Source organism: Aquirufa avitistagni (assembly GCF_042715545.1).
In the GTDB taxonomy this organism is placed as follows: Bacteria; Bacteroidota; Bacteroidia; order Cytophagales; family Spirosomataceae; genus Aquirufa; species Aquirufa avitistagni.
Map to the genome: position 1 here is coordinate 995,027 of NZ_JBBKXZ010000001.1, position 26,419 is coordinate 1,021,445.

General features: G+C 40.0%; 23 protein-coding genes and 1 other RNA gene. 5 read left to right on the forward strand and 19 right to left on the reverse strand.

Annotation, left to right across the window (positions count from 1 at the left end; genetic code table 11):
* Positions 1-20: 20 nt before the first annotated feature.
* Both U0R10_RS04335 and U0R10_RS04340 read right to left on the reverse strand, forming a co-directional pair.
* Complete coding sequence (locus U0R10_RS04335) at positions 21-3,047, reverse strand: SusC/RagA family TonB-linked outer membrane protein (protein ID WP_377982723.1); 3,027 nt, start codon at positions 3,045-3,047, stop codon at positions 21-23.
* Between the two features lie 267 nt (positions 3,048-3,314).
* Entirely contained in the window at positions 3,315-3,890 is a 576-nt protein-coding gene (locus U0R10_RS04340) for an RNA polymerase sigma factor (protein WP_377982724.1), read from the reverse strand.
* Positions 3,891-4,147: 257 nt separating this feature from the next.
* On the opposite strand from U0R10_RS04340, the gene U0R10_RS04345 reads away from it, so the two are divergent.
* Positions 4,148-5,545: an APC family permease gene (locus tag U0R10_RS04345; RefSeq protein WP_377982725.1), complete on the forward strand. Its 1,398-nt coding sequence runs from the start codon at positions 4,148-4,150 to the stop codon at positions 5,543-5,545.
* Here U0R10_RS04345 and U0R10_RS04350 read toward each other — a convergent pair.
* The 10 genes from U0R10_RS04350 to U0R10_RS04395 all read right to left on the reverse strand — a co-directional run bounded on the left by U0R10_RS04350 (position 5,533) and on the right by U0R10_RS04395 (position 15,071).
* Positions 5,533-6,441: an alpha/beta hydrolase gene (locus tag U0R10_RS04350; protein WP_377982726.1), complete on the reverse strand. Its 909-nt coding sequence runs from the start codon at positions 6,439-6,441 to the stop codon at positions 5,533-5,535. The two genes, U0R10_RS04345 and U0R10_RS04350, sit on opposite strands and share 13 nt — an antisense overlap.
* Before the next feature lie 4 nt (positions 6,442-6,445).
* The gene (locus U0R10_RS04355; RefSeq protein WP_377982727.1) at positions 6,446-7,357 is read right to left on the reverse strand and encodes an EamA family transporter; all 912 of its coding nucleotides are present in this window, start codon (positions 7,355-7,357) and stop codon (positions 6,446-6,448) included.
* A 1-nt stretch (position 7,358) separates the two neighbouring features.
* Positions 7,359-8,036, reverse strand: coding sequence for a tRNA (guanosine(37)-N1)-methyltransferase TrmD (trmD, locus tag U0R10_RS04360; protein WP_377983011.1), 678 nt, complete (start codon positions 8,034-8,036; stop codon positions 7,359-7,361).
* Positions 8,026-8,568: a ribosome maturation factor RimM gene (gene rimM / locus U0R10_RS04365; protein WP_377982728.1), complete on the reverse strand. Its 543-nt coding sequence runs from the start codon at positions 8,566-8,568 to the stop codon at positions 8,026-8,028. The genes trmD and rimM overlap by 11 nt, the downstream gene beginning before the upstream one ends.
* Before the next feature lie 65 nt (positions 8,569-8,633).
* Positions 8,634-9,353: a 30S ribosomal protein S16 gene (locus U0R10_RS04370; protein ID WP_377982729.1), complete on the reverse strand. Its 720-nt coding sequence runs from the start codon at positions 9,351-9,353 to the stop codon at positions 8,634-8,636.
* Between the two features lie 91 nt (positions 9,354-9,444).
* Positions 9,445-9,804: RNase P RNA component class A (gene rnpB, locus U0R10_RS04375), an RNA gene on the reverse strand.
* A gap of 18 nt (positions 9,805-9,822) precedes the next feature.
* Positions 9,823-11,052 carry a hypothetical protein gene (locus tag U0R10_RS04380; RefSeq protein ID WP_377982730.1) on the reverse strand — a complete coding sequence of 410 codons (1,230 nt, stop codon included), beginning with the start codon at positions 11,050-11,052 and terminating at the stop codon, positions 9,823-9,825.
* Positions 11,053-11,114: 62 nt separating this feature from the next.
* On the reverse strand, positions 11,115-11,861 hold the full coding sequence (fabG, locus tag U0R10_RS04385; RefSeq protein ID WP_377983012.1) for a 3-oxoacyl-[acyl-carrier-protein] reductase: 747 nt from the start codon (positions 11,859-11,861) through the stop codon (positions 11,115-11,117).
* 8 nt (positions 11,862-11,869) lie between these two features.
* On the reverse strand, positions 11,870-14,419 hold the full coding sequence (locus tag U0R10_RS04390) for an ATP-dependent Clp protease ATP-binding subunit (RefSeq protein ID WP_377982731.1): 2,550 nt from the start codon (positions 14,417-14,419) through the stop codon (positions 11,870-11,872).
* A gap of 40 nt (positions 14,420-14,459) precedes the next feature.
* Positions 14,460-15,071 (reverse strand): WbqC family protein, encoded by a 612-nt coding sequence (locus U0R10_RS04395; protein WP_377982732.1) that lies wholly within the window; start codon positions 15,069-15,071, stop codon positions 14,460-14,462.
* Between the two features lie 66 nt (positions 15,072-15,137).
* On the opposite strand from U0R10_RS04395, the gene U0R10_RS04400 reads away from it, so the two are divergent.
* Positions 15,138-16,007, forward strand: coding sequence for a lysophospholipid acyltransferase family protein (locus U0R10_RS04400; protein ID WP_377982733.1), 870 nt, complete (start codon positions 15,138-15,140; stop codon positions 16,005-16,007).
* Here U0R10_RS04400 and U0R10_RS04405 read toward each other — a convergent pair whose 3' ends face one another.
* From U0R10_RS04405 to U0R10_RS04425, 5 genes are read right to left on the reverse strand one after another with little or no spacing between them, the layout of a single operon-like run.
* Positions 16,008-16,634, reverse strand: coding sequence for an L-threonylcarbamoyladenylate synthase (locus U0R10_RS04405; protein WP_377982734.1), 627 nt, complete (start codon positions 16,632-16,634; stop codon positions 16,008-16,010).
* 5 nt (positions 16,635-16,639) lie between these two features.
* A complete protein-coding gene (locus U0R10_RS04410; protein WP_377982735.1) occupies positions 16,640-17,566 on the reverse strand; it encodes a YihY/virulence factor BrkB family protein in 927 nt (308 codons plus the stop codon).
* Complete coding sequence (locus U0R10_RS04415; RefSeq protein WP_377982736.1) at positions 17,563-17,973, reverse strand: acyl-CoA thioesterase; 411 nt, start codon at positions 17,971-17,973, stop codon at positions 17,563-17,565. Before U0R10_RS04415 ends, U0R10_RS04410 begins: the two co-directional genes overlap by 4 nt.
* A gap of 1 nt (position 17,974) precedes the next feature.
* Positions 17,975-19,009, reverse strand: coding sequence for an endolytic transglycosylase MltG (mltG, locus tag U0R10_RS04420; RefSeq protein ID WP_377982737.1), 1,035 nt, complete (start codon positions 19,007-19,009; stop codon positions 17,975-17,977).
* A gap of 1 nt (position 19,010) precedes the next feature.
* On the reverse strand, positions 19,011-20,090 hold the full coding sequence (locus U0R10_RS04425) for an Ldh family oxidoreductase (RefSeq protein ID WP_377982738.1): 1,080 nt from the start codon (positions 20,088-20,090) through the stop codon (positions 19,011-19,013).
* Positions 20,091-20,163: 73 nt separating this feature from the next.
* Between U0R10_RS04425 and U0R10_RS04430 the strand changes: the two genes are divergently transcribed.
* The 3 genes from U0R10_RS04430 to U0R10_RS04440 are packed head-to-tail and all read left to right on the forward strand — an operon-like array spanning position 20,164 to position 24,875.
* Positions 20,164-21,723, forward strand: coding sequence for an FMN-binding glutamate synthase family protein (locus U0R10_RS04430; protein WP_377982739.1), 1,560 nt, complete (start codon positions 20,164-20,166; stop codon positions 21,721-21,723).
* 37 nt (positions 21,724-21,760) lie between these two features.
* Positions 21,761-23,635 carry an ABC-F family ATP-binding cassette domain-containing protein gene (locus U0R10_RS04435; RefSeq protein ID WP_377982740.1) on the forward strand — a complete coding sequence of 625 codons (1,875 nt, stop codon included), beginning with the start codon at positions 21,761-21,763 and terminating at the stop codon, positions 23,633-23,635.
* A gap of 1 nt (position 23,636) precedes the next feature.
* Positions 23,637-24,875 (forward strand): type IX secretion system plug protein, encoded by a 1,239-nt coding sequence (locus tag U0R10_RS04440; RefSeq protein WP_377982741.1) that lies wholly within the window; start codon positions 23,637-23,639, stop codon positions 24,873-24,875.
* On the opposite strand, the gene ychF is transcribed toward U0R10_RS04440, so the two are convergent.
* Together ychF and U0R10_RS04450 are read right to left on the reverse strand one after the other, a co-directional pair.
* Positions 24,872-25,975 (reverse strand): redox-regulated ATPase YchF, encoded by a 1,104-nt coding sequence (ychF, locus tag U0R10_RS04445; protein ID WP_377982742.1) that lies wholly within the window; start codon positions 25,973-25,975, stop codon positions 24,872-24,874. The genes U0R10_RS04440 and ychF overlap by 4 nt on opposite strands.
* A gap of 91 nt (positions 25,976-26,066) precedes the next feature.
* Positions 26,067-26,384 carry a DUF3276 family protein gene (locus tag U0R10_RS04450; RefSeq protein WP_377982743.1) on the reverse strand — a complete coding sequence of 106 codons (318 nt, stop codon included), beginning with the start codon at positions 26,382-26,384 and terminating at the stop codon, positions 26,067-26,069.
* Positions 26,385-26,419 lie beyond the last annotated feature (35 nt).

Sequence of the window (26,419 nt, forward strand, 5' to 3'; positions counted from 1 at the left end):
CTCTTATTTAAATAAGTTAATTAAAATTTAAGGTTCAATCCAAACGTCGTCACACTAGTTGCAGGCGATACGTTTGTGTTAACCTCACCACCACCAACGCCCTGCTCACCGTCAACAAATGTTTCTGGATCGATACCTTTGTACTTCTGACGATATTCAGCTAAAATCAATGGTTGCTGAATACTTGCGAAAATACGAACACTTTGCATCTTCAACTTCTTAGCTACATTCTCAGGTAAATTATAACCGATGTTAATGTTACGAATCTTAAAGAATGAACCCTCGAAGTAGGTTAAAGCACTACCATACTTAGGGAACTCTTGCGTTACAACCGGTTGAGGGAACTCATTCGTTGGGTTGTTTGGTGTCCAATAATTCAAGTTTAAGTTGTTGTAACGTCCTGCTAACTGGTTAACGTTATCGTGGAAACGGCTACGAATCAACTGACCCACACGCGCAAAAACAAAGAAAGAAAGATCAAAGCCCTTGTACGTAAAACGGTTTGTTAAACCTGCAGTGAAGGCAGGAACAGCTGATCCTAAAATCTGACGATCATCTGCGTTAATCTTACCGTCTCCGTTGAAATCTTCCACTTTAATTTGACCTACACGATCTCCAAATGCCTTCGCTGCATCTGCCTCATTTGTTTGCCAAATACCTATTTTTTTGTAATCAAAGAATACACTTAACGGTTGGCCAATGAAACGTCCTGCTCCAATATCGTCTACTTTGCCATTTGCTAACGAAACGATTGATTCTCTATTACGGTTAAAGATAAAATCAGATGTCCACTGGAAACCACCACGGTCAACATTAACCGTATTTATGGTTAATTCGATACCTGTGTTTTGCGTCTCACCTACGTTTGTCGTAAATCCACCAAAACCAATTGAAGTAGGAAGAGGTTGTGGAGCCAACAAATTCGTTGTATTAGTTACATAGTATTCAGCTGATCCTGAAATCTTTCCACGGAAGAAACTAAAGTCTAAACCAGCATTGGATGTAGTTGAAGTTTCCCAACGTAAATCTGGGTTACCAATAGAATTTGGACGATATCCAAATGCAGCTGTGTTATCCCATGCATATGCCGTACGGCCTAACAAAGCTTGCGTTTGGTATGGCGTAATCGCTTGATTACCAATCGCACCCCAAGAAGCACGTAACTTCATTTGATCGATTGCAGCAATATTCTTAATAAATGGTTCTTCAGACAAGTTCCATCCTAAGGCAAATGAAGGGAAAACACCGAATTTTGTATTCGCTCCGAAACGTGATGATCCATCCATACGCACCGTTGCTGTAAATAAATACTTCTCTTTGTAGTCATAATTCACACGACCCATATAAGATAGTAAAGTCCACTCAATCAAATCTGTATTTGCACCCGTTATCTGGTTTGCATCACCTAAACGATGGTATGAAGCAGATTCAGCTGGTATACCATTTACTGAAATAGTCGTACGCTCATCACGATCGCGCTGAATTGATTGTAAACCAGTCAAATTCAAATTATGCGCATCTTTAAACTTCTTGTTATAGGTAACGATATTCTCTAAAGTCCAGTTAAACAAGAATTGCTCATTAATGCTACCTGAGGCATTTCCACCACGGTTGTTATTGGTAAATGCACCAATAAAACGACCTGCTCTACCTACAGTTAAATCTGGACCAAAGTTCACACGGTATTTCAACCCTTTGGCAATATCCCACTCACCATATAAACTATTGAAAGTTCTGTAGCGCTTATTATCATCCACATTGACACCTGCTACTAATTCAGAGAATGGATTTGTACGAAGACCATCGTTCGTTGGCAAGAATACTAAATTTCCATTCGCATCATATGGCTCTCCTAATGGATTCTCCTGCATGGCACCCGCCAAAAGATTCAAGTTCTCACCGTTACGCACTGAATTAACAATTAAAGTAGATAAACCTATTTTAATCTTATCGTTAATCTTATGATCTAAGTTAACACGGAACGTGTAACGAGAGAAATCTTGTGATTTAACTACACCAATATCTTGGAAAAAGTTGGCAGAAATATTAAATGTTGTTTTCTCACTACCTCCAGAAACACCTACTTGATGGCTTTGAATAGCACCAGGGCGTAACATACCACCTACATAATCCGTCGAACGACCTGAAGCAATGCTTGCTAATTCACGCGGTTCAAAGATTTTTGCATCATCAGCCGCAGTAGCTGCTCCTAAAGGATATTGTCCTACTGCACGACGTGACTCACGCTTATATTCAGCAAACTGAGCACCATTCATCACACCAATCGTACCTAACTCTTGGTTAACACCATAATATGAATCTACCGAAACAACTGTAGCTCCCGCCTTTCCACGCTTGGTTGTTATGATAACAACACCATTCGCACCCCGTGAACCATAAATAGCGGTAGCAGAAGCATCTTTCAATACTTCCATAGAAACGATATCATTCGGGTTGATATCATCGATACCACTTGATAAAGGAATACCGTCAACAACATATAATGGATCATTTGATGCATTAAATGAACGTCTACCACGAATACGAATTTGAGGACCCGCACCTGGTTTAGAACCTGGCTGAACTACGTCCACACCCGCTGCTCTACCTTGTAGGGCTTGACGTGCGTTTGTGATAGGCAATTCCTGAATCTCTTTCGAACCTACGGAAGAAATAGCACCCGTCATCTGACTCTTCTTTTGCGTACCGTAACCTACAACAACTACCTCTGTTAAGGCTTTTGTATCCGTAGCAAGTACCACATTAACCTGAGATTTATTACCCACAGTTATATCCTGTGAAATAAATCCAATAGAGGTGAAACTTAAAACGGCATTTCCGCTGATAGAAATCTTGTAATTTCCATCTGCATCAGAGGAAGTACCTTTAGAAGTACCCTTGACAGCAATACTAACTCCAGGTATCCCTGAACCGTCATCAGATGCTGTTACTCGTCCAGTGACCATTCGATCCTGAGCAAGCATTTGAATTCCCATTAGCACAAAAACAATGCTAAAAAGAACCTTGGAAAGTAATTGTTTTCTCATGGTAAAAAAATTTAGTTTAAGGTTTGCAAAGTAAAGTTAATTTGAGCCCACAACGCTTCGCATTCATTTTGGGTCAATGTTTTAGGGTTATTCTTATACAATTTACGCACATAACTAACTAGCAATCTGTTGTTTAGCCTGGCCCGAATAAATAATCTTCTGTGGTTAAACGTAGACATGTACTAAATGATAAGGTTTTATTTTACCCTATAAAGCAGTGCACATCCTATTTATACTTAAAAAATTATAAAATATATACCATTTATACTACGCCAATGCTTTAACCTGTAAACCATCCTTCATCACACGTAATCCCCCAAAAATCAAATTGTAAACTGATTGTGGATTAATACGCATAGAACTAGAAATTTGATCCGTATCCATATTGTGAAAGAAACGTAGTGAAATAGCTTCTCGCTGGCGCTTACTTAATAAATTCATACAATCCTTTAATTGCTTGTTGGCAACTATCTCCTCTTCATAACGAATCAACAAGCTTTCTTGTGACACCTCATCTTCCGTAAAATCCTTGGTGTAATTGATATGATGATTCATGTGCTTTAAATTAGTTTCCATGTGACGCACCAACTTACGTTTAATTGAAGCCATCAAATAAAACTTAACACTCGTTGTGGGACCAATCGTAGCGTGATTGCGCCACAATTCGACAAATAAATCATGTAGGCAATCTTTAATTAATTCTTTATCATTCGTTACTCCTAAGGAATACGCATACAAGGGCTGCACAAAATGCTGATACAGCGTAGAAAAAGCAGATTGATCACCCGAACGAAACTGATCCCAAACTTGTACTTCATCAATGGCAGAATGCTTCTTTAACATAAAAAACTAATTTGGACTATTTAATTAAAACCTACTTCGTGGTACACATCTTCTGTAGGCTTGCTTTCTAATATAGCCAAGCTATTTATTAAATATCAAAGATTTTATTTAATTTTTTTCCGTAAACGTTTACGGAAACGTTTACAATTTTGAATTAGTCAATTGGACGTCAAAATATTGAAAAAAATAAGTGCAACTTTGAAAAATGTATATAGTTCTAACAATTGTATTAATTGTAGTTCAGGAAAAATAGCTAAATGAAAAACAAATTAAATGTAACAGATGCCTCACTATTGGTGATGGGATCCATGATTGGTTCAGGTATATTTTTGGTTAGTTCGGAGGTTGGGCGCCAACTCGTCTCTCCCATCTGGTGGATAGGCACCTGGATTCTAACAAGTTTTCTAACCGTAACGGGTGCCTATGCCTACGGTAAACTATCTACCAAGTTCCCTGCAACGGGTGGACAATACATCTATTTGAAAGAAGCATATAATCCATTAACCGGTTTTCTATTCGGCTGGACCACATTTCTCGTCATACAAACAGGGACCATTGCTGCCGTAGCTGTTGCATTCGCCAGATACACTGGCTTTATATTTCCAGATACAATTACCGATATTCCGCTAATCGGAAACTATATTACCCCACAGCAAATTCTTGCCGCTTTATTGATTGCCGTACTTACACTGGCCAACCTAAAAGGAATTTCATTCGCTTCGTTCATTCAAAATATATTCACTATAACTAAAATTGGCGCTATCATTGCCATCGTACTCATCGGACTATACGTTGGCATTTCCAATGACTGGATCCACTTCAGCAATTTCTTTCAAACGGGAAAAACTTACAACGAAACAAGTAAAGTCTTCGAAGATGTATCTACATCAGCGATGCTAACACTTTTCGGCGCAGCTATGATCGGTCCCCTATTTTCATCTTCTGCCTGGAATAATGTCACTTTTGCGAGTCAGGATTTTGAACATCCGCAAAAAACAATCGCCAAAGGACTCGTATATGGATCTGCTTTGGTTTGTTTATTGTATATGTTGACCAATCTCGCCTACTTAGGAATCATGCCGCTACAGGGGGATCCAAATGGAAGCACAACCTACGCACGTGGAATTATGTTTGCTAGTCAAGACCGCTTAGGTTCCGCTGCATTACAGACCGTACTAGGGGATGTTGGCGCACTATTTATGGCCATTTTAATCATGATATCCACTTTCGGATGCAATAATGGAATCATTCTAGCTGGAGGCAGATTATTTGAAGCGATGGCTAAGGATAAATTGTTTTTTGCCAAAGCAGCAGAAACAAATTCCAATGGAGCTCCAGCCTATTCTCTTTGGATTCAAGGTATTTGGGCTATCTTATTATGCTTTTCAGGATCTTATGGAAGTTTACTGGACTTCACCGTTTTCGCGATTTTACTATTCTACTTCTTAACGGTGCTCGCAGTATTTAAACAGCGCATCATGGGTGAGGCTTTGAAAATGTCAGATAAACTATTATTGGGCATTTATTTACTCATCCTCGTACTGATCGCTGGAAATTTACTCTATATGAAACCGGTGCCATCTACGATTGGATTAATAATCGTGCTGTCTGGAATTCCTTTTTACTACTTTATGCGTAAAAATCAACGCAGTTGATTCGCTGTAAACCAATTAGCTAAATCATCAAACCAACGATCCGGAGTCGTTTTGTTCGTTAAACCAAACCCATGACCTCCTTTGGCGTATTGTACGTAATCCACCAATACACCATGTGAGGTAAGTTTCTCTATATAGGCCAACGAATTTTTAACTGGTACCGCTTTATCATCAGCCGCATGCACTAAAAATGCGGGAGGTGTTTTGGCCGTAACCTGCTCCTCGTTGGAAAACATGTGAATTTGAGCTTCGGAAGGGTTATTGCCAACTAAACTCTGACGAGAGCCTGCATGCGAATAGTCTCTGAATGTAACAACAGGATATATCAACAATTGAAAGTCAGGACGCAAATTCACCCCATCGTTTACCCCAATGTAATCTGTCTCAAAATGAGTAGCCGTAGTCGCAGCTAAATGACCTCCGGCTGAAAAACCCATAATGCCTACTTTCGTTGGATCAACATTCCAAGCTTTGGCATTATTACGAACCGTCCTAATTGCTTGTTGGGCATCCTGCAGAGGAGCCAACTCCTTATTCACTTGATTTACGTCATTTGGTAAACGATAATACAAAACCATCGCGGATACACCCATGTCATTCAACTTCTTAGCTATATCCGTTCCTTCATGCGAAGAAGCCAAGATACGATATCCTCCTCCTGGACAAATAACAACAAAAGCTGTAGGGGTCTTACCTGAATTTGGTGCTAAAAACAAGGTATAGGTAGGTATGGATACATTGGAAATACGTGTAATGCCATCAGTTACCGCGGAAGAAACTAAATTCGGCGCTTCTTTATAATTAGGAATTTTTCCTGCATACAAATTAGTATCTCCTTGGGCATTAACAAATAAAGAAGAAGTCATGGCGAACAGCGTTAGAATGACACATTTCATAAGCTTAAGGTTTAGATTTATCCGTTGTTATTAAAACAACTGCCAATAGTATACAAATACTTGCAAAAATTAAAATCGGATGTAGCGGTTCCTGCAAAATAAGGTATCCTAAAATCAAAGCGATTAATGGATTAACGTAGGTATAGGTCGCTACTAGAGTCGCATCACAAGCTTTAGATAAAAAACCGAATAAGGAAAAACCAAGCATAGAGCCAATCAAGGCCAAATAAAAGAAAACACCAAAGGCCTTTACAGGCAACTCAGTCACGGAAAAGGTGCTTAAATCTCCATGTAATGTACTTACGACCAATACAATCAAACCACCTGTAATCATTTGAATCGCACAAACTTGTGTAAAATGATACACATTTGCCTGCGTAAACTGAATACGAAAAACACCGTAATTCCATCCTAAAACAGCCACAGATAAAAATCCAATACCCAACATAAATTCAGATTCTTTTCCAGCGATAGCCAATGACTTTTGAGACATGAGCAATAAAATACCCACTAATCCACCAACGGTTCCAATGATTTTACGTGCATTGGGTTTACGACCTGATATCCAGAAAAAGATAACTAATAACATGGGACCCAGGGCCATGAACACAGATGAAAAACCTGAAGGGACAATTGAACCAGCTAAAGCCATAAAGCCATTTCCCAACGTAATCAATAAAAATCCTGCTTGTAGATGTACTTTCCAGTGCTGTTTCGTCATTTTCTTCCAATGACCACCGGCTAAAGACCATGCTAATAATAAAAATCCAGCTGTCAGATTACGCGAAAATGTAATCACCATCGGAGGTAGAAACTCCAATAAAATACGGACACTAAGAAAAGTTGACCCCCAAATCAAATACAATAACCCTAAGGATATCAGCACTTTTGGACTAAGTGTATTCGTGGGCTGCATATTAATCCGTTAATAAATCTGGTCTTCGCTGCATGGTCCGTTGGACCGCTTGTTCATGTCTCCACGCCTCAATCAATTTATCATTTCCTGAGCGTAAAATTTCAGGGACATCCATGCCTTGAAAAGAAGCTGGTCGGGTATATACAGGAGGAGCTAATAATCCATCTTGAAAAGAATCCGTTAAGGCCGACATCTCATCGCCGATGGCTCCTGGAATTAAACGAATAATCGCATCTGCACATACAGCCGCAGCTAATTCACCACCAGAAAGCACATAATCGCCAATGGATATTTCTTTGGTCACATATTTCTCACGTACACGCTCATCAATCCCTTTGTAATGCCCACAAATAAATATCATGTTGGTACACAGACTCAACTGATTCGCTAATCCTTGTTTAAACACAAGCCCGTCTGGGCTAAAGAAAATGACTTCATCATACGTGCGCTCAGCCATTAAGGTGTCCAAGCATTTGGTTAATGGCTCAATGGCAATCACCATACCTGCCCCACCCCCAAATGGATAATCATCTACTTGCTTATGCTTCTTTTCGGAAAAGTCATGCAAATCATGAAGAACTACCTCAACTAATCCGGCATTTGCAGCACGCTTACAAATGGAATGTTCGAAGAAACTCGACATTAAATTAGGCACTACCGAAATGATATCAATCCGCATCATAGGATTCATTCAAATAAACATCTAATAATCCATCAGGCAATCGACTATGTACGACTTTAGCTTGCTTATCCACCTTAGGAATAATTTCATCCAATAAAGGGATCAATACCTCATGGCCTTTGTAAATCATAATCACCACATCTTGCGCACCAGTCGAATATACTTCTTTTACTGTACCTAAAGTACCTAAAACTTCATCTTCTACTTGGTAATCAATGATTTCATGATAATAAAACTGATCATCTCGTAGTTTAGGGAGCATAGCGATGGGCAAAAATAATTTTAAGCCAACCAGCTCGCGCGCCAAATCAACTGAATCAATACCTTCTAGCGACATTAAATTCAAATTATCGCGAATCTGTAAATCATCTATAAAATAAGGTACCATCTCATTGCCACGCTGAACAAACACAGCATCCAATTCCTCATATTCGTATGGATCATCTACATCCAAAAATACATGTACGGCACCCTTCAAACCATGTGGTTTCGAAATGGTTCCTAATTCAAAATATTCGGTCTTTGCCATAGGTACAAAAAAAAATCATACAAACTTGAAGATCAAATTTGTATGATTCTTTACAATTAAAAAAATTATTCTGCTGCTGGAGCTTCCTCAGCTGCTTCTTCTGCTGCTGGAGCTTCCTCAGCTGCTGCTTCTGCTGCTGGAGCTTCTTCAGCTGCTGGAGCTTCTTCAACTGCTGCTTCTGCTACTGGAGCCTCTTCAACTGCTGCTTCTACCACTGGAGCTTCTTCCACTGCTGCTTCTGCTACTGGAGCCTCGTCAACTTCAACTTCTTCTTCATCAGTAGCATTGATTGCTTCTACTACGCTAGCTACCAAAGCCTCATCAGCTACTTTATTCTTAGCTAAAATAGACTCAGCACGCGCATTCGAAACTTTAGTTTCTGCTTCTAAACGAGATGCTTTTGATTTAGCTTTCGATTGAGCAATTTTCGTTGCATTCGCTTCGATTTGCTTCGCTTTTTCTACTTTCCAAGCCTCAAATTTAGCATCTGCTTGCTCTTGAGTTAACGCACCTTTAATCACACCTACTTGTAAGTGCTTTGCGTATAAAATACCTTTCAAAGAAAGAATCGCACGAACCGTATCTGTTGGTTGTGCACCATTCATGACCCATTGAATCGATTGTTTCTCGTTCAATACGATTGTTGCTGGATTTGTGTTAGGATTGTATGTTCCAAGTTTCTCTACAAACTTACCGTCACGAGGCGCACGCGCATCAGAAACGACTACATCAAACATTGCTAACTTCTTGCGTCCACGACGCGCTAATCTAATTTTAACAGCCATTATACATGGGTTTGTGAGGGATCTCGTCCCTCGGGTTTATAAAAATGTCTGCAAAAATACGATTTTCTGCCAACAATACAAACAAAGAAAATGAGAAAATAAATCGATAAGCCGAATTCTGTAAGTAGGTTTCCCTACCCTCTTATCATTTATCTTGGTGTTTCATCACTAAAACACTCTAGCAATCTACCCACTGACATCGGACGAGCAACCCTTTTGTCTTGCGACAGTCAGCCTATTTGATCTTGCAACGCGTGAGGTTTACCTATGCCTAATTTGTCACCAAACTAGCGGTGGGCTCTTACCCCACCTTTTCACCCTTACCCCGAAGGGCGGTAATTTTCTGTGGCACTTGCTGTAGAATCCTAGAATTCCCCTTCCTGTTAGGAAGCACACTGCTCTATGTTGTTCGGACTTTCCTCTTTAAAAAAGCGATAAGATGATTTATTTTCTCGATGCAAAAGTACAACTATTTACGGAGCGTCCAATCTCCCGATATCCTACCCAATACCAGAACAGTATCCTGAGAATAATGAATCGACTCTAAACGAACGCGAATATTAGTTCCTTGAACACCTTGGAAGTCGGTGGGCAGCCGACTAACCAACTGGTCACTACGCATCCGCTGAGCATGTATACCATTCGTAATTTTACGTTTAATACTTTTGGAGAATAATGATTTCATCAATCCCAACGAGCCTAATTCCATCGAATTTACTTGAATTCCAATCGAATTGTCTTCCATTAAAACAGGTACAAAATGAATACGCATCCGTAAAGCATTCCGATCCACCACCTCACATTCAAACTCCTGATTTTGAGGATTAATTCTTAAATCTACTTGAGAAATATTAGTTTTTAGTTGGCTTGCCAACATGCCCCGAATTTCATCTAACGTCATATATACACCAAAGGCAACCGAATTATCAACAGCATTTAAAGGTTTTATGATAGGTTTTATCGACCGAGCCGCCAAATTTGAACCTACTTGTAAACGAGTTTGAATCAATAAATCTCCTTGTAAACCAAGCTGCGCGAATTGCAAATCATGTAAATCCACGGCAATGGAACTCATATTTAGGCCTTTGGGCAACAAAAACCCCGATCCAAAAATGCTATTCATTTTATCTGGAAGAATCCATTGATTCAATTGGCTCTTTAGTTCCGAAGCTAGTACGGGATATTTAGGGATCAATAATTGGTCCACTACACCGCCAACTTGAACTGGAAACCCCAATACCTTAACACTAGGCTTTTCTGTCCATTGATTATTCAATTGTACCTCATCAATTTGGTAGTTACCAAAAGATTTTCCTTGCACATGTAGACTGATAGCAGCGATGGATTTGGCAGAGAGTACGCCCGCTGAGATCCCAGCAATTTGCGGTTTAGCTTCCCATTTCATCGGAAAAACAACTTGCAATTGATTTGCACCAATAAGTCTATATCGAACCGATTGCTCCAAAGTGCCCGAATAAGGAAAACCTAAAGAGCTTGACTCGTTGGCCGAAATAACGCGTTGGCCCACGCGCAAAAAACGTCCAAACAAACTATCGTAACTTATAAACGTTTTGACACGAATCGTAGAAAATGCAGGCTCTGACAATTGGGATTTAAACTGTGCAGCTACTCCTTTTGGCTGTGGAATGGATTTGCAGCCCACAACTAAAAGCACAAGAAATAGAAAAAAATACCGCATAAAATCAGAAAAAAAGCCTCAATCTCAGGAAGAAATTGAGGCTACAGATAAGTCAATAAATCCTAGGTATACAAACCTCCATTCACATGAATCGTTTGACCCGTAACATAAGTTGATAAATCAGAACCTAAAAATAGACACACATCAGCGACCTCTTTCGCATCTCCTCCACGCTTTAATGGAATTGCCTTCTTCCACTCTTCGATGGCAGCCTCGTTTAATTCCTCTGTCATCTCCGTTTCAATAAAACCAGGTGCAATCGCATTACAACGAATGTTACGCGAACCCAATTCCAAAGCCACAGATTTGGTGAAACCTATAATTCCTGCTTTAGATGCTGCATAATTTGCTTGACCTGCATTTCCTTTGACGCCAACTACCGAAGTCATGTTGATAATAGAGCCTGATCTTGCCTTCATCATCGGCTTGCTAACCGCTTTGGTTAGATTAAACACCGACTTTAAATTCACTCGAATGACTTCATCCCATTGCTCTTCACTCATGCGCATTAATAAACCATCACGGGTTATTCCTGCATTGTTGATCAGAATATCAATTTGACCAAAATCGTTAACAACAGCATCAGCTAATTCCTCCGCTGCGTCAAACATAGAGGCATCTGAACGATACCCTTTGGCTTTAATTCCAAAAGACTCCAGCTCTTTAACAAGCGATTCGCCTTTCTCCACGGAAGACAAATACGTAAATGCCACATGCGCCCCAGATTGAGCAAATTGAAGTGCAATCGCACGACCTATTCCTCGGGATGCTCCTGTAACTAAAACTACTTTGTCTTTCACTAATTGCATGCTACTCATTATTTTTTGATTCGTTTCAATTGTATTACTTCTTCATCTTTGACATAATCCGCTTCGATCACTTCATCTGCAGCTAATTCGCCTTTTAATATTTCTTCCGCTAATGGATCCTCCAAATATTTTTGAATCGCACGATTTAATGGTCTTGCACCATATTGTGGATCATAACCTTTGTCCGCAATAAAGTCTTTCGCCGCATCCGTCAGAGTAACCGCAAAACCTAGATTCGTTAAACGTGTGAATAGTTTCACCAATAACAAATCGATAATTTGATGTAAATCCGTACGCTCTAATGAATTGAAAATAATGATATCATCTAAACGATTAATGAACTCTGGAGCAAAAGCCTTCTTCAGTGCATTTTGGATCGTAGCACGTGCCGCTTCCTCCATATTATCTACACGAGATTTAGTAGAGAATCCAATGCCAGAGCCAAAATCCTTCAAATCACGTGCACCAATATTCGATGTCATAATGATAATCGTGTTGCGGAAATCAACTCGTCGGCCTAAACCATCCGTCAAAATACCATCATCCAACACTTGCAATAGTAAATTGAATACATCCGGATGCGCCTTTTCAATTTCATCTAATAAGACTACTGAATACGGCTTACGACGAATTTTCTCTGTCAACTGACCACCTTCTTCATACCCAACATATCCCGGAGGCGCTCCCACTAAACGAGAAACACTGAATTTCTCCATGTACTCACTCATATCAATACGTACAAGTGAATCCTCTTTGTCGAATAAATAAGTCGCTAAAACCTTAGCCATTTCCGTTTTACCAACACCTGTAGGTCCTAGGAAAATGAATGAACCGATTGGCTTTTTTGGATCCTTTAATCCTACACGTGTCCGTTGGATTGCTTTCACTAACTTCTTAACCGCATCACCCTGACCAATCACATGCTTTGTCAATTCAGCCTCCATTTGAAGTAATTTCTCACCTTCTTTGGCAGCCACACGATTAACAGGAATACCAGTCATTTGTGCAATCACCTCAGCGACATTCTCCTCGTTAACCGTAAACTTTTGCTTCTTAGATTCCTCCTCCCAAATCTGCTTGGCTTGCTCTAATTGATCGATTAATTTCTTCTCTCGATCACGCAATTGCGCAGCTTCCTCATATTTTTGAGACTTAACGACTTGATTTTTTTCTTTCTTAACAATCTCAATTTGATTTTCTAAAGCCACTATATCAGCCGGAACTTGAATGTTAGCTATGTGCACGCGTGCACCCACCTCATCCATCACATCAATCGCCTTATCAGGCAAGAAACGATCTGAAATATAGCGATCAGATAATTTAACAGCTGAAATAATCGACTCAGGTGTATAAATCACATGATGATGCTCCTCATACTTATCCTTGATATTATGTAGAATTTCAATCGTCTCATCGATGCTCGTGGCATCGACCATCACCGTTTGAAAACGACGTGCTAAAGCACCATCCTTCTCAATGTATTGACGATACTCATCTAGCGTTGTAGCTCCAATAACTTGTATATCACCACGCGCTAAAGCTGGTTTAAACATATTAGAAGCATCTAATGAACCAGAAGCACCACCAGCACCCACTATCGTATGTAATTCGTCGATAAACAAAATCACGTCTGTCGACTTTTCCAATTCGTTCATGACAGCCTTCATACGCTCCTCAAATTGACCCCGGTATTTAGTACCAGCGACCAACGAAGCGATATCCAAGGTGACCACGCGCTTACCAAATAACACGCGAGAAACCTTCTTTTGAATAATACGTAAAGCCAAACCTTCCGCAATTGCCGTCTTACCTACACCTGGCTCACCAATTAAAATCGGGTTGTTTTTCTTACGACGTGATAAAATTTGTGCGACACGCTCGATTTCTTTTTCACGGCCAACGATCGCATCCAACTTACCATTTTCGGCAATCTTGGTCAAATCACGACCGAAATTATCTAATACAGGCGTTTTGCTTTTCTCGGTGCCTTTTGCTGCAGATGTAGCGTTTCCAGAAGAACCTGAAGGTCCCTGATTTCCGCCCGAATATAAACGCGAATCATCATCATTATCGTCTGTATCCGAACTCGCTTTTGGCCCATGACCTTGACTTCCGTCTGATTGAAACTCAACCATTTCCTTAATCAAATCATAATAAACTTGATATTTTTCCAAAATCTGCGTCGCTACATTATCTTCGTCACGCAAAATAGCCATCAACAAATGATCTGTCTCGACTGTATTGGTCTTAAAATACTTCGCTTCTAAATACGTTAACCGCAAAACCTTTTCGGCTTGCTTAGTCAACGGAATATTCAACATGTTTTGCTTATCAAAAGTGGACCGACTGGTCGATGCGGTCGAATGCTCAATACTTTGACGTAATTGATCCAATGACACGCCTGATTTGTGCAATAAATCTACACCGGGACCCTCTCCATCACGAATCATCCCAAGCATCAAATGCTCTGTTCCGATATAATCGTGACCCAAACGCAACGCTTCTTCACGTGCTAAGGCAATGACTTCTTTTACTTTATTCGAAAATTTGGCCTCCATAAATCCCTAATTAATTTTGAGCGAAAACACGTTAAAGCCGCTATTTGTTCAAACTTTGCATTAAAATATCATAAGATTCATTCCCATGATTCATCACTAAATCCAATACCGACAAATTTGGTTCAAAATGATCCCCAAAACATTGACGGTATGGTGTAACCTTATAATTAGATCGCTCTTCCCAACTTTCTTTCGCTTGTATCTGATTCCACTTAGAATCAACTACATCTAGTGCAAACGTATCTGTCAAGGAATGAGGTATCGTCTTTCCCAATACCTTAGTTAAAAACATAAAATAATGGATATTTAAATCTACTAAATATTTTGTTTTTTTTGCAAATATCTGCTGAATAAATGGTTCGAAATGTTCGTAGAACGGTGCATTTCCATAAGCTGCTTGAATTGCCCCTTTGTGCCTGCGAATCCAATCTTGCCCATAATCAATCTGAACATCTTTGGTTAATTGCTTTCCTCCTGAAGCATGTAGAATAGGCACCGTTAACGTTTCGATACCATTTGCGCCTAAAATACGCGTTCGATTCCTAAATGTTTGCTTTGGGAAATTTTCAAAAACCTCAAACTGAACCTCAGAAGCGGCATAAACTAATGCCATATATTCAATTGAGGGTAAATAATGAATCTCAATGCGCATTCCAAAAATTAATCGGATATTTGCAAAACTACTAGAATAAACTCATTAACCCTTAGAAAACAGGCTATGTTTTTTTATCGCTTACTTGGCAAATTACCTCTTTCTGTTCTCTATGGGCTCGCTAGCTTTGTTCGTTTTATTTTCAATTATGTGTTGGCTTATCGGAAGAAAGTGATTGAGGCCAACTTGAAAAATTCATTTCCAACGAAATCAGATGCCGAAATAAAGACTCTCCGAAATAAATTCTATGGGTATTTAACGGACCAATTAGTTGAGTTTTTCTATGGGGTTCGCATCAGTCCTAACGAAATGATGCAACGCATGCGCTTCGTCAACGAAGAGATAATCACGTCACACCTAAACAATAATCAACCCGTTGTCTTAGTTGCCGGTCATCAAGGGAATTGGGAATGGGCGATACATCGCCTTGGTTTATCCGGTAATGCGTATGATGTGGTGTACCAACGATTAAACAATAAAGATTTCAATGCATTCACCATGGAAGTGCGCAGTCGCTTTCAAGGCGTAACTCTTTTGGAAAAAAGAGAGTCCATTGTGGCTTCACGTGATCGAAAAGATATTCCAAGAGCTATTTGTTTAGCTGCCGACCAAGCACCACAAAAGCCAGAATCAGCGTATTGGACCACTTTTTTAAATCAGGATACCGCATTTTTTACAGGTATGGAACGTTTCGCCAGAGACTATAATTACCCAGTCATTTTTCTTGAACTTATTCGTACCGGAAGAGGAGAATATACCATGAGTTTTGAGTCACTAGCTAGCCCAGAAACCTATGACAAGATGGAAAAAGGGGAAATAATTGAACGATTTGCCCGCAGACTAGAGAAATCCATCATCGCATACCCAGATCAATATTTATGGTCTCACAGACGATGGAAACATACCAAGCCATCTGAAATTAACATCAAATGGTAATTAGTTAAAATCAGCACAATCCCCTGCTCCTTCCCGGATGATATCAATCAAATCATCTTGAAGGTCAATAACCGTAGACGGAATTAATCCACCAATTCCACCATCCAATATCAAATCTACTTGGTTGCCATACTGCTCCGCAATCAAACTAGGATCTGTATAATCTTCAATATCCAAGCCGCCCGTGGGCAACGAACTCGTCAAAATGGGATGCCCCAATTGTTGGACAATTTCTAAAATAGGAGTATAATCCGGGATACGAATACCCACCGTCTTTTTACTCTGCACTAATACAGACGGCACCTTTGAACTGGCTGGCAATACAAATGTGTAGGCTCCAGGCAAATACCTCTTCAGGATTTTAAAGGCAAAATCACTGACTTTGGCAAAGTTTGAAATCGCACTTAAATCGGCACAAATAAATGAAAATCTGTTTTTGGTAGGTTTAATCTGCCGAATCTCACAAATCCGATTGACCGCCTGTTGAGATTGAATACTACAACCGATCGCATACATGGTGTCCGTCGGATAAATGATTACCCCGCCTTTTAGCAAGACTTGAACAACTGAATCAATTAATTCAGCCGAATTGTTTTTGTCGTAAATACATTTGATTTCTGCTGACATCCCCGTTAATAATTTACAAAAAAGTCATCCTTAGATTCCACCTCGTCTTGTTCCTCCGTCTTCACTTGATCAATACTGGCATTAATTTCAAAACCCACAATCAAAATAAGTGAGATAAAATACAACCACACCATTAAGGCTATCAGCGAACCAATCGACCCATAAATTTTATGATATGTAGCAAAATTGACCAAATAATACGAGAACACATTGGTAATCAAAATGGTCAAAATAGAGGCTGTAATCGAGCCTGCATTGAAAAACTTCCAACGTTTATGAATAGCCGGAGCGTAATAATAAATGATTGAAATCGTAAAAAAGAAGACGGAGAAAATGATCAAATAGGTCAACACCTTCGTCAGGTAAAAGGTGAAATTATATTCTAAAATACCTTCTTTAGCAAGATACTTCACGATGAAGTTACCCATGATAAAGACCACAAACGAGGTGATTAAGACAAAGGTCAATAAAAAGTTAAGGCCAACAGCCACTGCGCGCTCTTTAAGAAAACCTCGATTGTCATTCGTCTTATAGGTCAAATTAAACGAACGAATTAAGGCCATAATCCCACTTGTGGATGCATAGAGCGCGAAAATGAAACCAAATGAGAGCACACCTCCCCTTTTCTTATTCACAATCTCCGTAATTAACTCCGTCAAATCAGCTTGTAAATTCTTAGGCACGGTAGCCTTGATAAAAGATATCATCTTGTAATCAAGATGATCAATGGGCATATAGGGCAACAAACTGAATAAAAAGATGATTGTTGGGAATACAGCTAATGTAAAGTTGTACGCAACTGCAGCCGCACGTACGTCAATGTCAAACTGAAAAATCTTTTGATACAAAATAGAAATCACACGAACGAGCACATAATGCTCCTCGTACTCACGCCAAATCAACTTAAGTTCTTTGATGAAATTCTGTCTCATAATTCAAAGTAAGGACGCAAGGCATTTAACACAAACTCAGGTGCTTTAATCACCTTTTTGGTCGCCAACGTCATAAAAACAAGGGTCGTATTTCCCTCATTTATCAATTCTCCCGCCTCATTCTTAATGCGATAACTAAATTTAATCCGCGCAGCAGGCATTTCTTCTACTTGGCAAATAACCGTTAATTCATCATCATATAAACCAGGTGCATGAAATTTAGTGTAATGTTCGATGACAGGCAATCCGATTCCATTATTCTCCAAATCGCGGTAGCTTACGCCTAAACTACGTAAGGTTTCCACTCGCGCAATTTCATACAAACGCGCATAATTCCCGTAATATACATAGCCCATTTGGTCCGTATCCGCATAACAAACACGGTATTTTATGGCGTGTGCATACATATTAATGAATTTTTAAACCATCTAAGGCCGATTGATATTTAGCGGCATTCACCAGATGTTCTTCGTACGTGACAGCAAAATTATGCATACCCGAAAAATCTTCCTTCGCGCAAAAATAGAGGAATTCATGTTTCTCCAAGTTCAAGACTTTGTCTATGACATCACGTGGTGGAATGGATATCGGACCCGGAGGTAAACCTATGTTACGATACGTATTATAAGGAGAAGAAATAGCAGTGTACTTACCCGTGACACGCTTAATGGTAAAATCCTTCCACGCAAAAACGATCGTCGGGTCAGCTTGCAGCGGCATTCCTGTACGGAAACGATTCCAATATACCCCAGCAATGCGTGCTTGCTCACTCGATTCTTTACTTTCACCATAGACTATGGAAGCCAAAATTCCTGCCTGCACTGGCGTCAAATTCAATGCTGCTGCTTGCTTAATTCGTTTATCCGTCCAAAACCGATTGTTCGCCTGCTGCATTTTTTTCATCAAGTCTTCAAACGACGATGTCCAAAATACCTCATAGGTATCAGGAATAAACAAACAAGGAATAGTCTCTTTGGTGTAACCATAAGAAGCTACAAATGCATTTGAATCCAGCATGCGATAGATGTAGGTTGAATCAAATCTCAGTTGGCGCCCTAATTTCCCGGCAATATCCTCTTTCAACCTAAAATTATTAATCACGACTTTAATGGCATCTTGTTTCCCATTCCGCATTTTTCGCAACAACTCGAAATTTCCTGTTTCACTAGAAATGAGGTAACGACCTGGACGAACCCGAGAAGCCACACCCATCACCTTCGCTAAAAATCGAAAGCTTAGTTGGTCTCTCACCAAATCATGCTTCTTCAAAGTATCCAATACCACCTTAAAATCTGAACCTGCCGGAATCAATAATGCAAAGCTCTTTTTTTCTGAAACATCAAAATTGGGTGTCTTAAATACTTGCCATACATAATAGGAAAACATGGCCGTAACCAAAGAAAAACCCAAAATGAAAATCTTTATACGCTTATTAGGCACCATATTAATCTAATTTAAAGTCTAAATGAAAGCGAGTGGCTAAGGCCGACAAATCTGCTACTACGGGTTCCAACAAGGGGATTCCATCTCGTTTCCGTTCTATTTCTAATAATCTTTCTGGGTCACCAGGAATTAATACCTGTTTTCCTTCCACAGCTTCAGCACATCTAAAGCGGCGAATCCATGTATCCATATCTTGTAAAAAATCATCCGTAGGACGAAAAGCATCTACACGCATCGCACCTAAGAAATGACCTGTTCCATTCCCCACGGTTTCACCCGCTTGCATAAATCCAGCCGTAGCAAATGGAGGAACCCAAGGACCAAAATTAGCCCCGGATAATACTCCAGATAAGATATCTACGACAGCACCCAAACCATATCCTTTATGTGAGCCGTGTTCACGATCACCACCTAAAGGTAAAAGTGCACCGCCATTTTTGATGGCAAATGCATCATTGCATGGATTTCCATCTTTATCTTGAACCCATCCATCTGGCGTATCTAATCCTTTACGCTGTAAAATCTCCAACTTGCCATACGCCACCGCAGTGGATGCAAAGTCGGCCAAAAACGCAGGTTCTTCCTTCGCAGGAATCGCTACCGCAATTGGATTAGTTCCCAATAATTTTTCTTTTGAAAACGTAGGCGTGACTAAAGGGGCTGCATGCGTCATGGCCCAGCCAATCATTTGTTGGGGCACCGCCTTTATGGCATGATACCCAGCAATCCCAAAGTGATTTGAGTTTTGAACTGCAACCCAGCCAGTTCCAGCAATAGCCGCTTTTTCACAAGCTATTTCCATCGCTTTGGGGGCGACAACTAATCCCAACCCACGATCACCATCTAATAAAGCGGTTGAAGGTGACTCATGAAGAATTTTAATGTTGGGTTTAGTGTTTAGTCGGCCATGATCGAATAATCGAACATATCCCGCTAATCGAGCTACCCCATGAGAATCAATTCCTCGAGCATCCGCAGACACTAATACATCGGCGGCTAATTCAGCATCTGCATCAGAACAACCAATGGCTGTAAAGACAGAAATGACGAATTGCTTTAACTGAAAAAAATCTGCTTGCATGGATAAAATAAACGACAAAGATAAAAATAAGAATTGGGAAAAATTATGCAATTTTGAGCAAAATCATCAACAAATGACAATCATAAATTCGATTTGGTTCTGGATCGTTTGTATCCTAGTAGTAGTAATTATTCGAGATGTATTTATTCAGAAGAAACACACCATCTCACACAATTTTCCCTTAGTAGGTCATTTAAGGTATTGGTTAGAGCAAATTGGCCCAGAATTAAGGCAGTATATTGTTGCCAATAACCGCGAGGAACTTCCCTTTAATCGGCAAGAAAGATCTTGGATCTATGCTTCTTCGAAAAGAGAAAACAACCTACAGGGTTTTGGTACAGACCAAGATTTTAATGCCCCGGGTTACATCTTCATCAAGAATGCCATGATGGGCTATAATGCTCCTGCAGACCATTTTTCAAGAAAGAATCCAGGGGCAGTACCTGCCAATAAAGTCATCGGACTACACCATAAGCGAGCCAAACCGTACCGTCCTTATTCTATAGTCAATATTTCTGGGATGAGTTTTGGCTCGTTATCAGCTAAAGCTATTGAATCCCTCAATATTGGAGCCAAACTTGCCGGCTGTTTTCATAATACCGGAGAAGGTTCGCTATCGCCATATCATCAAATGGGTGCTGATGTGGTTTTAAACATCGGAACAGCCTATTTTGGTGTTAGAGAATTAGACGGTTCATTTTCGATGGATAAATTGGTTCAAAAGGTTCAAGAGAATCCCCAACTAAAAGCCATCGAACTTAAACTTTCCCAAGGAGCTAAACCTGGCAAAGGCGGTATGTTACCGGCATCCAAAGTAAGTAAGGAGATCGCCGAGATTCGCGGGATTGAAATCGGCAAGGATGCCTTTTCACCTGCGTTTCATTCCGAATTTACGACGATTCCAGAACTGGTTGATTTCATCGAACGCATGGCAGCAGCCACCGGTTTGCCCGTTGGCATTAAATCCGCCATCGGAAAATTAGAACAATGGGAGGAATTAGCCACCTACATGAAAAAGCATAATCAAGGACCCGATTTCATTACAATTGATGGTGGTGAAGGAGGAACAGGTGCAGCTCCTCATGCGTTTGCGGATCACGTTTCCATGCCTTTTACGTTTGCATTTGCCAAAGTGTATCAAATTTTTCAACGCCATGAACTAACAGACAAGATATTTTTCATTGCATCTGGAAAGCTAGGATTCCCGGAAAAAGCCTTGATGGCATTTGCCATGGGGGCTGATTCTGTTAATATAGCACGGGAAGCAATGATGTCCATTGGCTGTATTCAAGCACAAAAATGCCATACAAATACATGCCCGACCGGTATTGCAACTTCGAGCAAATGGCTTCAAAGTGGCATTGATATCACGCTGAAGAGTGAACGATTCTACCAATATCATCAAACCTTGGTCAAAGAAATTGCGGATATCGCACATGCTTGTGGCTATGAACATCCAAGTCAAATGACCATGGAAGATATCGAATGGTCAATGGGAGATAATAACCGAACGACGTCACTTTCGAAAGCATTGGGCTACAACAAAACACCGTCAAAATTTGAAAACTTCAATAAGCTATTTGAATGTCCCTATTTAGGCGGTAAAGATGCTCGAAATCGTTTAAGTGCCTAGGCTGTTTGATTGGATATAAACGATTATCTTTGCACCCATGTTATCAATATCCAATCTAAATTTCTATTTCGGTAGTCGGGCACTTTACGAAGGTGCAAATCTTCACATTAAACCAAGAGCTAAAATTGGCCTTATCGGCGCAAACGGAACAGGTAAGTCTACCCTATTGCGTTTGATCTCGGGGGAATATACACCTGATGGCGGAAACATCTCCAAATCTGGCGAGTGTACCATTGGCTTTTTGAATCAAGATTTATTGTCCTACCAAACGGATGATAGCATATTAGAGGTTGCCATGCAGGCGTTTGAACGCCAATTGGAACTTCAAAAGCTAATCGACAAAGTACTTCATAAAATGGAAACAAATTATGAAGACAAGGATGTTGACCAATTAGCTAAACTTCAGGAAGAATTTGAGCTACTTGATGGCTATACCATCCAATCGAAGACAGAAGAAATTCTGGAAGGTTTAGGTTTTACTACCGCAGATTTAACGAGACCTTTGCGCCTATTCTCAGGAGGATGGCGTATGCGTGTGATGCTTGCCAAATTATTGTTGCAAAAACCATCGCTTTTATTGCTGGATGAGCCTACCAACCACTTGGATTTACCTTCCATCGAATGGGTTGAAAAATACATTCATGATTACGAGGGAGCCATTGTCGTCGTCTCTCACGATCGCTATTTCCTAGATCGTACCATCGATCATATTGCTGAGGTATCCGGTGCTAAAATCACTTTATATCCAGGTAATTACTCGTTCTACACGGAGGAAAAAGCTTTGCGAAATGAGGTTCAAAAAGGAGCCTTTGAAAACCAACAAGCCCAAATACGTCAAACAGAACGGTTTATTGAACGATTTAAAGCTAAAGCTTCGAAAGCCAAACAAGTTCAATCACGTGTTAAAGCGCTAGATCGCATTGATATCATTGATGATGTCATCGATGAAAAAGCAAAAGTGAATTTCAAATTCAACTTTGGTACACAACCAGGTCGTTTTATCCTATTTCTAGAACATGTTTCTAAGGCGTATGGAGATAAAGTAATTCTTAAAAACACCTCGGCGACAATTAATCGAGGAGATAAAATTGCGTTGATTGGTGCCAACGGGAAAGGAAAGTCTACCCTATTGCGTGTCATTTCGGGTACCGAACAAATTGAAGGGGAAAGACGCACGGGTCACAATGTGATCGAATCATTCTTTGCTCAGCACCAACTTGAAAGTTTACAAGTTGAAAATACCTTATTGGAAGAACTTAAGTCAACGGGAACGACCAAAACTGAAATGGAATTGCGCAGTGTATTGGGCTGTTTCTTATTTTCAGGAGAAGAAGTATTCAAAAAGATTAAAGTACTTTCTGGAGGAGAAAAATCACGTGTAGCACTTGCCAAAGTATTGATCTCGGAGGCCAACTTTTTATTGCTGGATGAGCCGACCAATCACTTAGACATGCAATCGGTCAATATTTTGATTCAAGCCTTGCAACAATATGAAGGAACCTATGTAGTCGTATCACACGACCGTTATTTTGTTTCCAATATTGCCAACAAGATCTGGTACATTGAAGATAATGAAGTGAAGGAATATCCAGGTTCATTTGACGAATATGAAACATGGATGTCGACGCGCACCAGCGAACAAGCACCCGTTGCGAAAAGCAAAGAAAAACCTAAGCCAGAACTAGCTCCCGTTGAAGTTACACCTAAATCAAAATCAACAGAAAAGGAAATTGAGAAATTAGAAGCTCAAATCATGACCTTGGAAAATGAATTAGAGACCATCGAACATGATATGGCGGCTTTAGCGCAAGCATCTAAATTTGATGATTTGAAAAATTTGGAGTTAAAGCGAAACGAAGTGCAGAATAAATTAGACGAGACAACGGCCTCCTGGGAATTACTAATCGGATAACATGAAACGAGGGCTTTTAATTTGCTTTATTATGTTGTCCTCCACTTGGGTGAATGCCCAAATAAATTCTACTATCCGACGGGAGCATATCATGACCGTATATGTGGGTAATTTAGATCCCCAGCAATATATACAAAGCCATCCGGTCATTGACATACACCAACAAGACGCTTGGTTTCTTTCGTTTGACGATTTAGCCTTAAAGCCCAACCCATACTTTTTGCGCATTATTTCGTGTCAAGCAGATTGGACTCCGTCTTCGCTTTCTGAAATTGAGTACTTACAAGACTTCAATGACATCCCTTTACGCGATGCAAAGTCATCTATGGGCACGAAAGTACCCTATTTACATTACCGAGTACCTTTACCCAAAGTGCGTATCTCAGGAAATTATATCGCACAGGTCTATGCGAACCGCAATAAGCGTGACACGGTATTTACGCAACGATTCTCCATTGTAGAAAATGAATTACAAGTGGGTGCCACCGTGCAATTTGGCCAAAACAATGCAAGCCGAGCCACGAGCCATGTCCTTCAAATTCAATTAAAATATCCGGATGGACTCATGATTCAGTCAGAGGATGACTTGCGAGTATTTGTCCGCAAAAACAATGAACCTGACTTCATCTTAAAAAACTTGCCCAAACCTGTCATAAATGGCATGGATCGAACCATTCGGTTTCCAGCATTTAATCAGGAAAATAGTGTGCTCGCAGGAAATGAATATCGATTGATTGATTTACGCAGTGTGCAACAGAAATTGAATTTTGTTTCTAGCATCGATGAAAGAGAAACGGAAACCATCGTGAAAACGCAAATAGAAGTCCCACAAGGATTGTATACCTACACGGAACGAAGGGATTTAAATGGCCATTATATAATCAGCAATTATGAAAACGTCCAAGACACACGATATGCGGATTATGTCATTTGCCAGTTTAACTTAAAAGCGACAAATCAAGCGCCTGAGGATGTCTATGTAACGGGCGGGTTTAATAATTATCAAAAGAATGCTACGAATAAAATGACCTATAATGCTGCGACAGGTATGTATCAGGCGAATCTAATGTTAAAACAAGGAATATATAATTACCGATTTGAAACAAAAAACCCTTCCGATTACTTGGAAGGGAATTATGCTCAAACTGAAAATCAATACGATATTTTGGTTTACTATCGAAAGCCTGGAACACGCATAGATGCGCTGGTAGGCTTTCAACGGATCAACTCTATTCGTTAAACGTTAAAACGGAAATGCATGATATCACCGTCATGCACGATATAATCTTTCCCTTCTACACTAAGTTTACCAGCCTCTTTACAAGCCGCCTCACTTTTATATGTTTGGTAGTCGGCCATTTTAATCACCTCGGCACGAATAAATCCACGCTCAAAATCCGTGTGAATCACACCAGCTGCCTGAGGAGCTTTCCAACCTTTTTGGATCGTCCATGCACGCACCTCTTGAACACCCGCAGTGAAATAGGTAATTAGGTTCAATAAAGCATAAGAACTACGAATCAGCTTGCTTAAACCTGACTCTGTTAATCCATATTCATTTAAAAACATCACGCGCTCTTCCTCCTCTTCCATTTCTGCAATTTGCGCTTCCAAAGCTGCACAGATCACTATGACCTCTGCATTTTCAGCTTGTACATTCGCACGCAAAGCGTCAACGTGTGCATTACCGCCTTTGGCAACTGAATCTTCATCTACATTCGCCACATAAATCACTGGCTTATCGGTCAATAAACATAATTCACCAATCGCCGTTTCACGTAATTCAGCATCCATTTCTACCGTTCTTGCCGAACGACCTGCTTCTAATGCCGCTTTGAATTGCTGGACCGCAGCAAGTTCTTGCTTCGCTTTGGCATCTCCATTCTTAGCTGCACGCTCTATTTTTTGGATTTTTTTGTCAACTGACTCGAGGTCCTTCAACTGTAATTCCATGTCGATGATTTCCTTATCAGAAATCGGATTTACGCGTCCCTCGACGTGAATAATGTTCTCATCTTCAAAAGAACGCACCACATGAATGATGGCATCTACCTCCCGGATATTGGCTAAAAACTTATTGCCCAGACCTGCACCCGTAGATGCACCCTTGACTAAACCAGCGATATCAGTAAACTCGATCACCGTAGGTAAAATACGATTCGGTTTAACAAATTCAGCTAAGATGTTCAAACGCTCATCTGGTACGGTAACAATACCGACATTTGGTTCAATCGTACAAAACGGATAATTAGCCGCTTCAGCTTTGTTGGACGAAATAGCACTAAACAACGTAGATTTACCCACATTAGGCAATCCGACAATTCCACAAGTTAATCCCATAATCTAGTTAAAAAATGAAGCCACAAAAGTACGGCTAAAAATCAAAAAGCCCCTGATTACTCAGAGGCTTTTTTCATAATTATTCAAATTCTTATTCCCACTTCAGGTCTGTACCACCAAATTCATCTTCGTCACGCTTGAACGAATCAAAATCAACATCTGGCATCAATTCAGTTTTTACATGGTTAACAGCTTCGTTAAGGCCTTCTACAAACTTGTCGAAATCCTCTTTGTATAGAAACATCTTGTGTTTTTCATATACAAAACCATCTTCTTTTTGATGGCGACGACTTTCGGTAATGGTGATGTAGTAGTCTTGTGAGCGTGTTGATTTAACATCAAAAAAATAAGTTCTTTTACCTGCTCGGATTCGTTTCGAAAACAATTCTTCTCTATCTCTTTCTTCCACTTTAAACTAAAATTTTGGTTTGACAATTTGTAAAT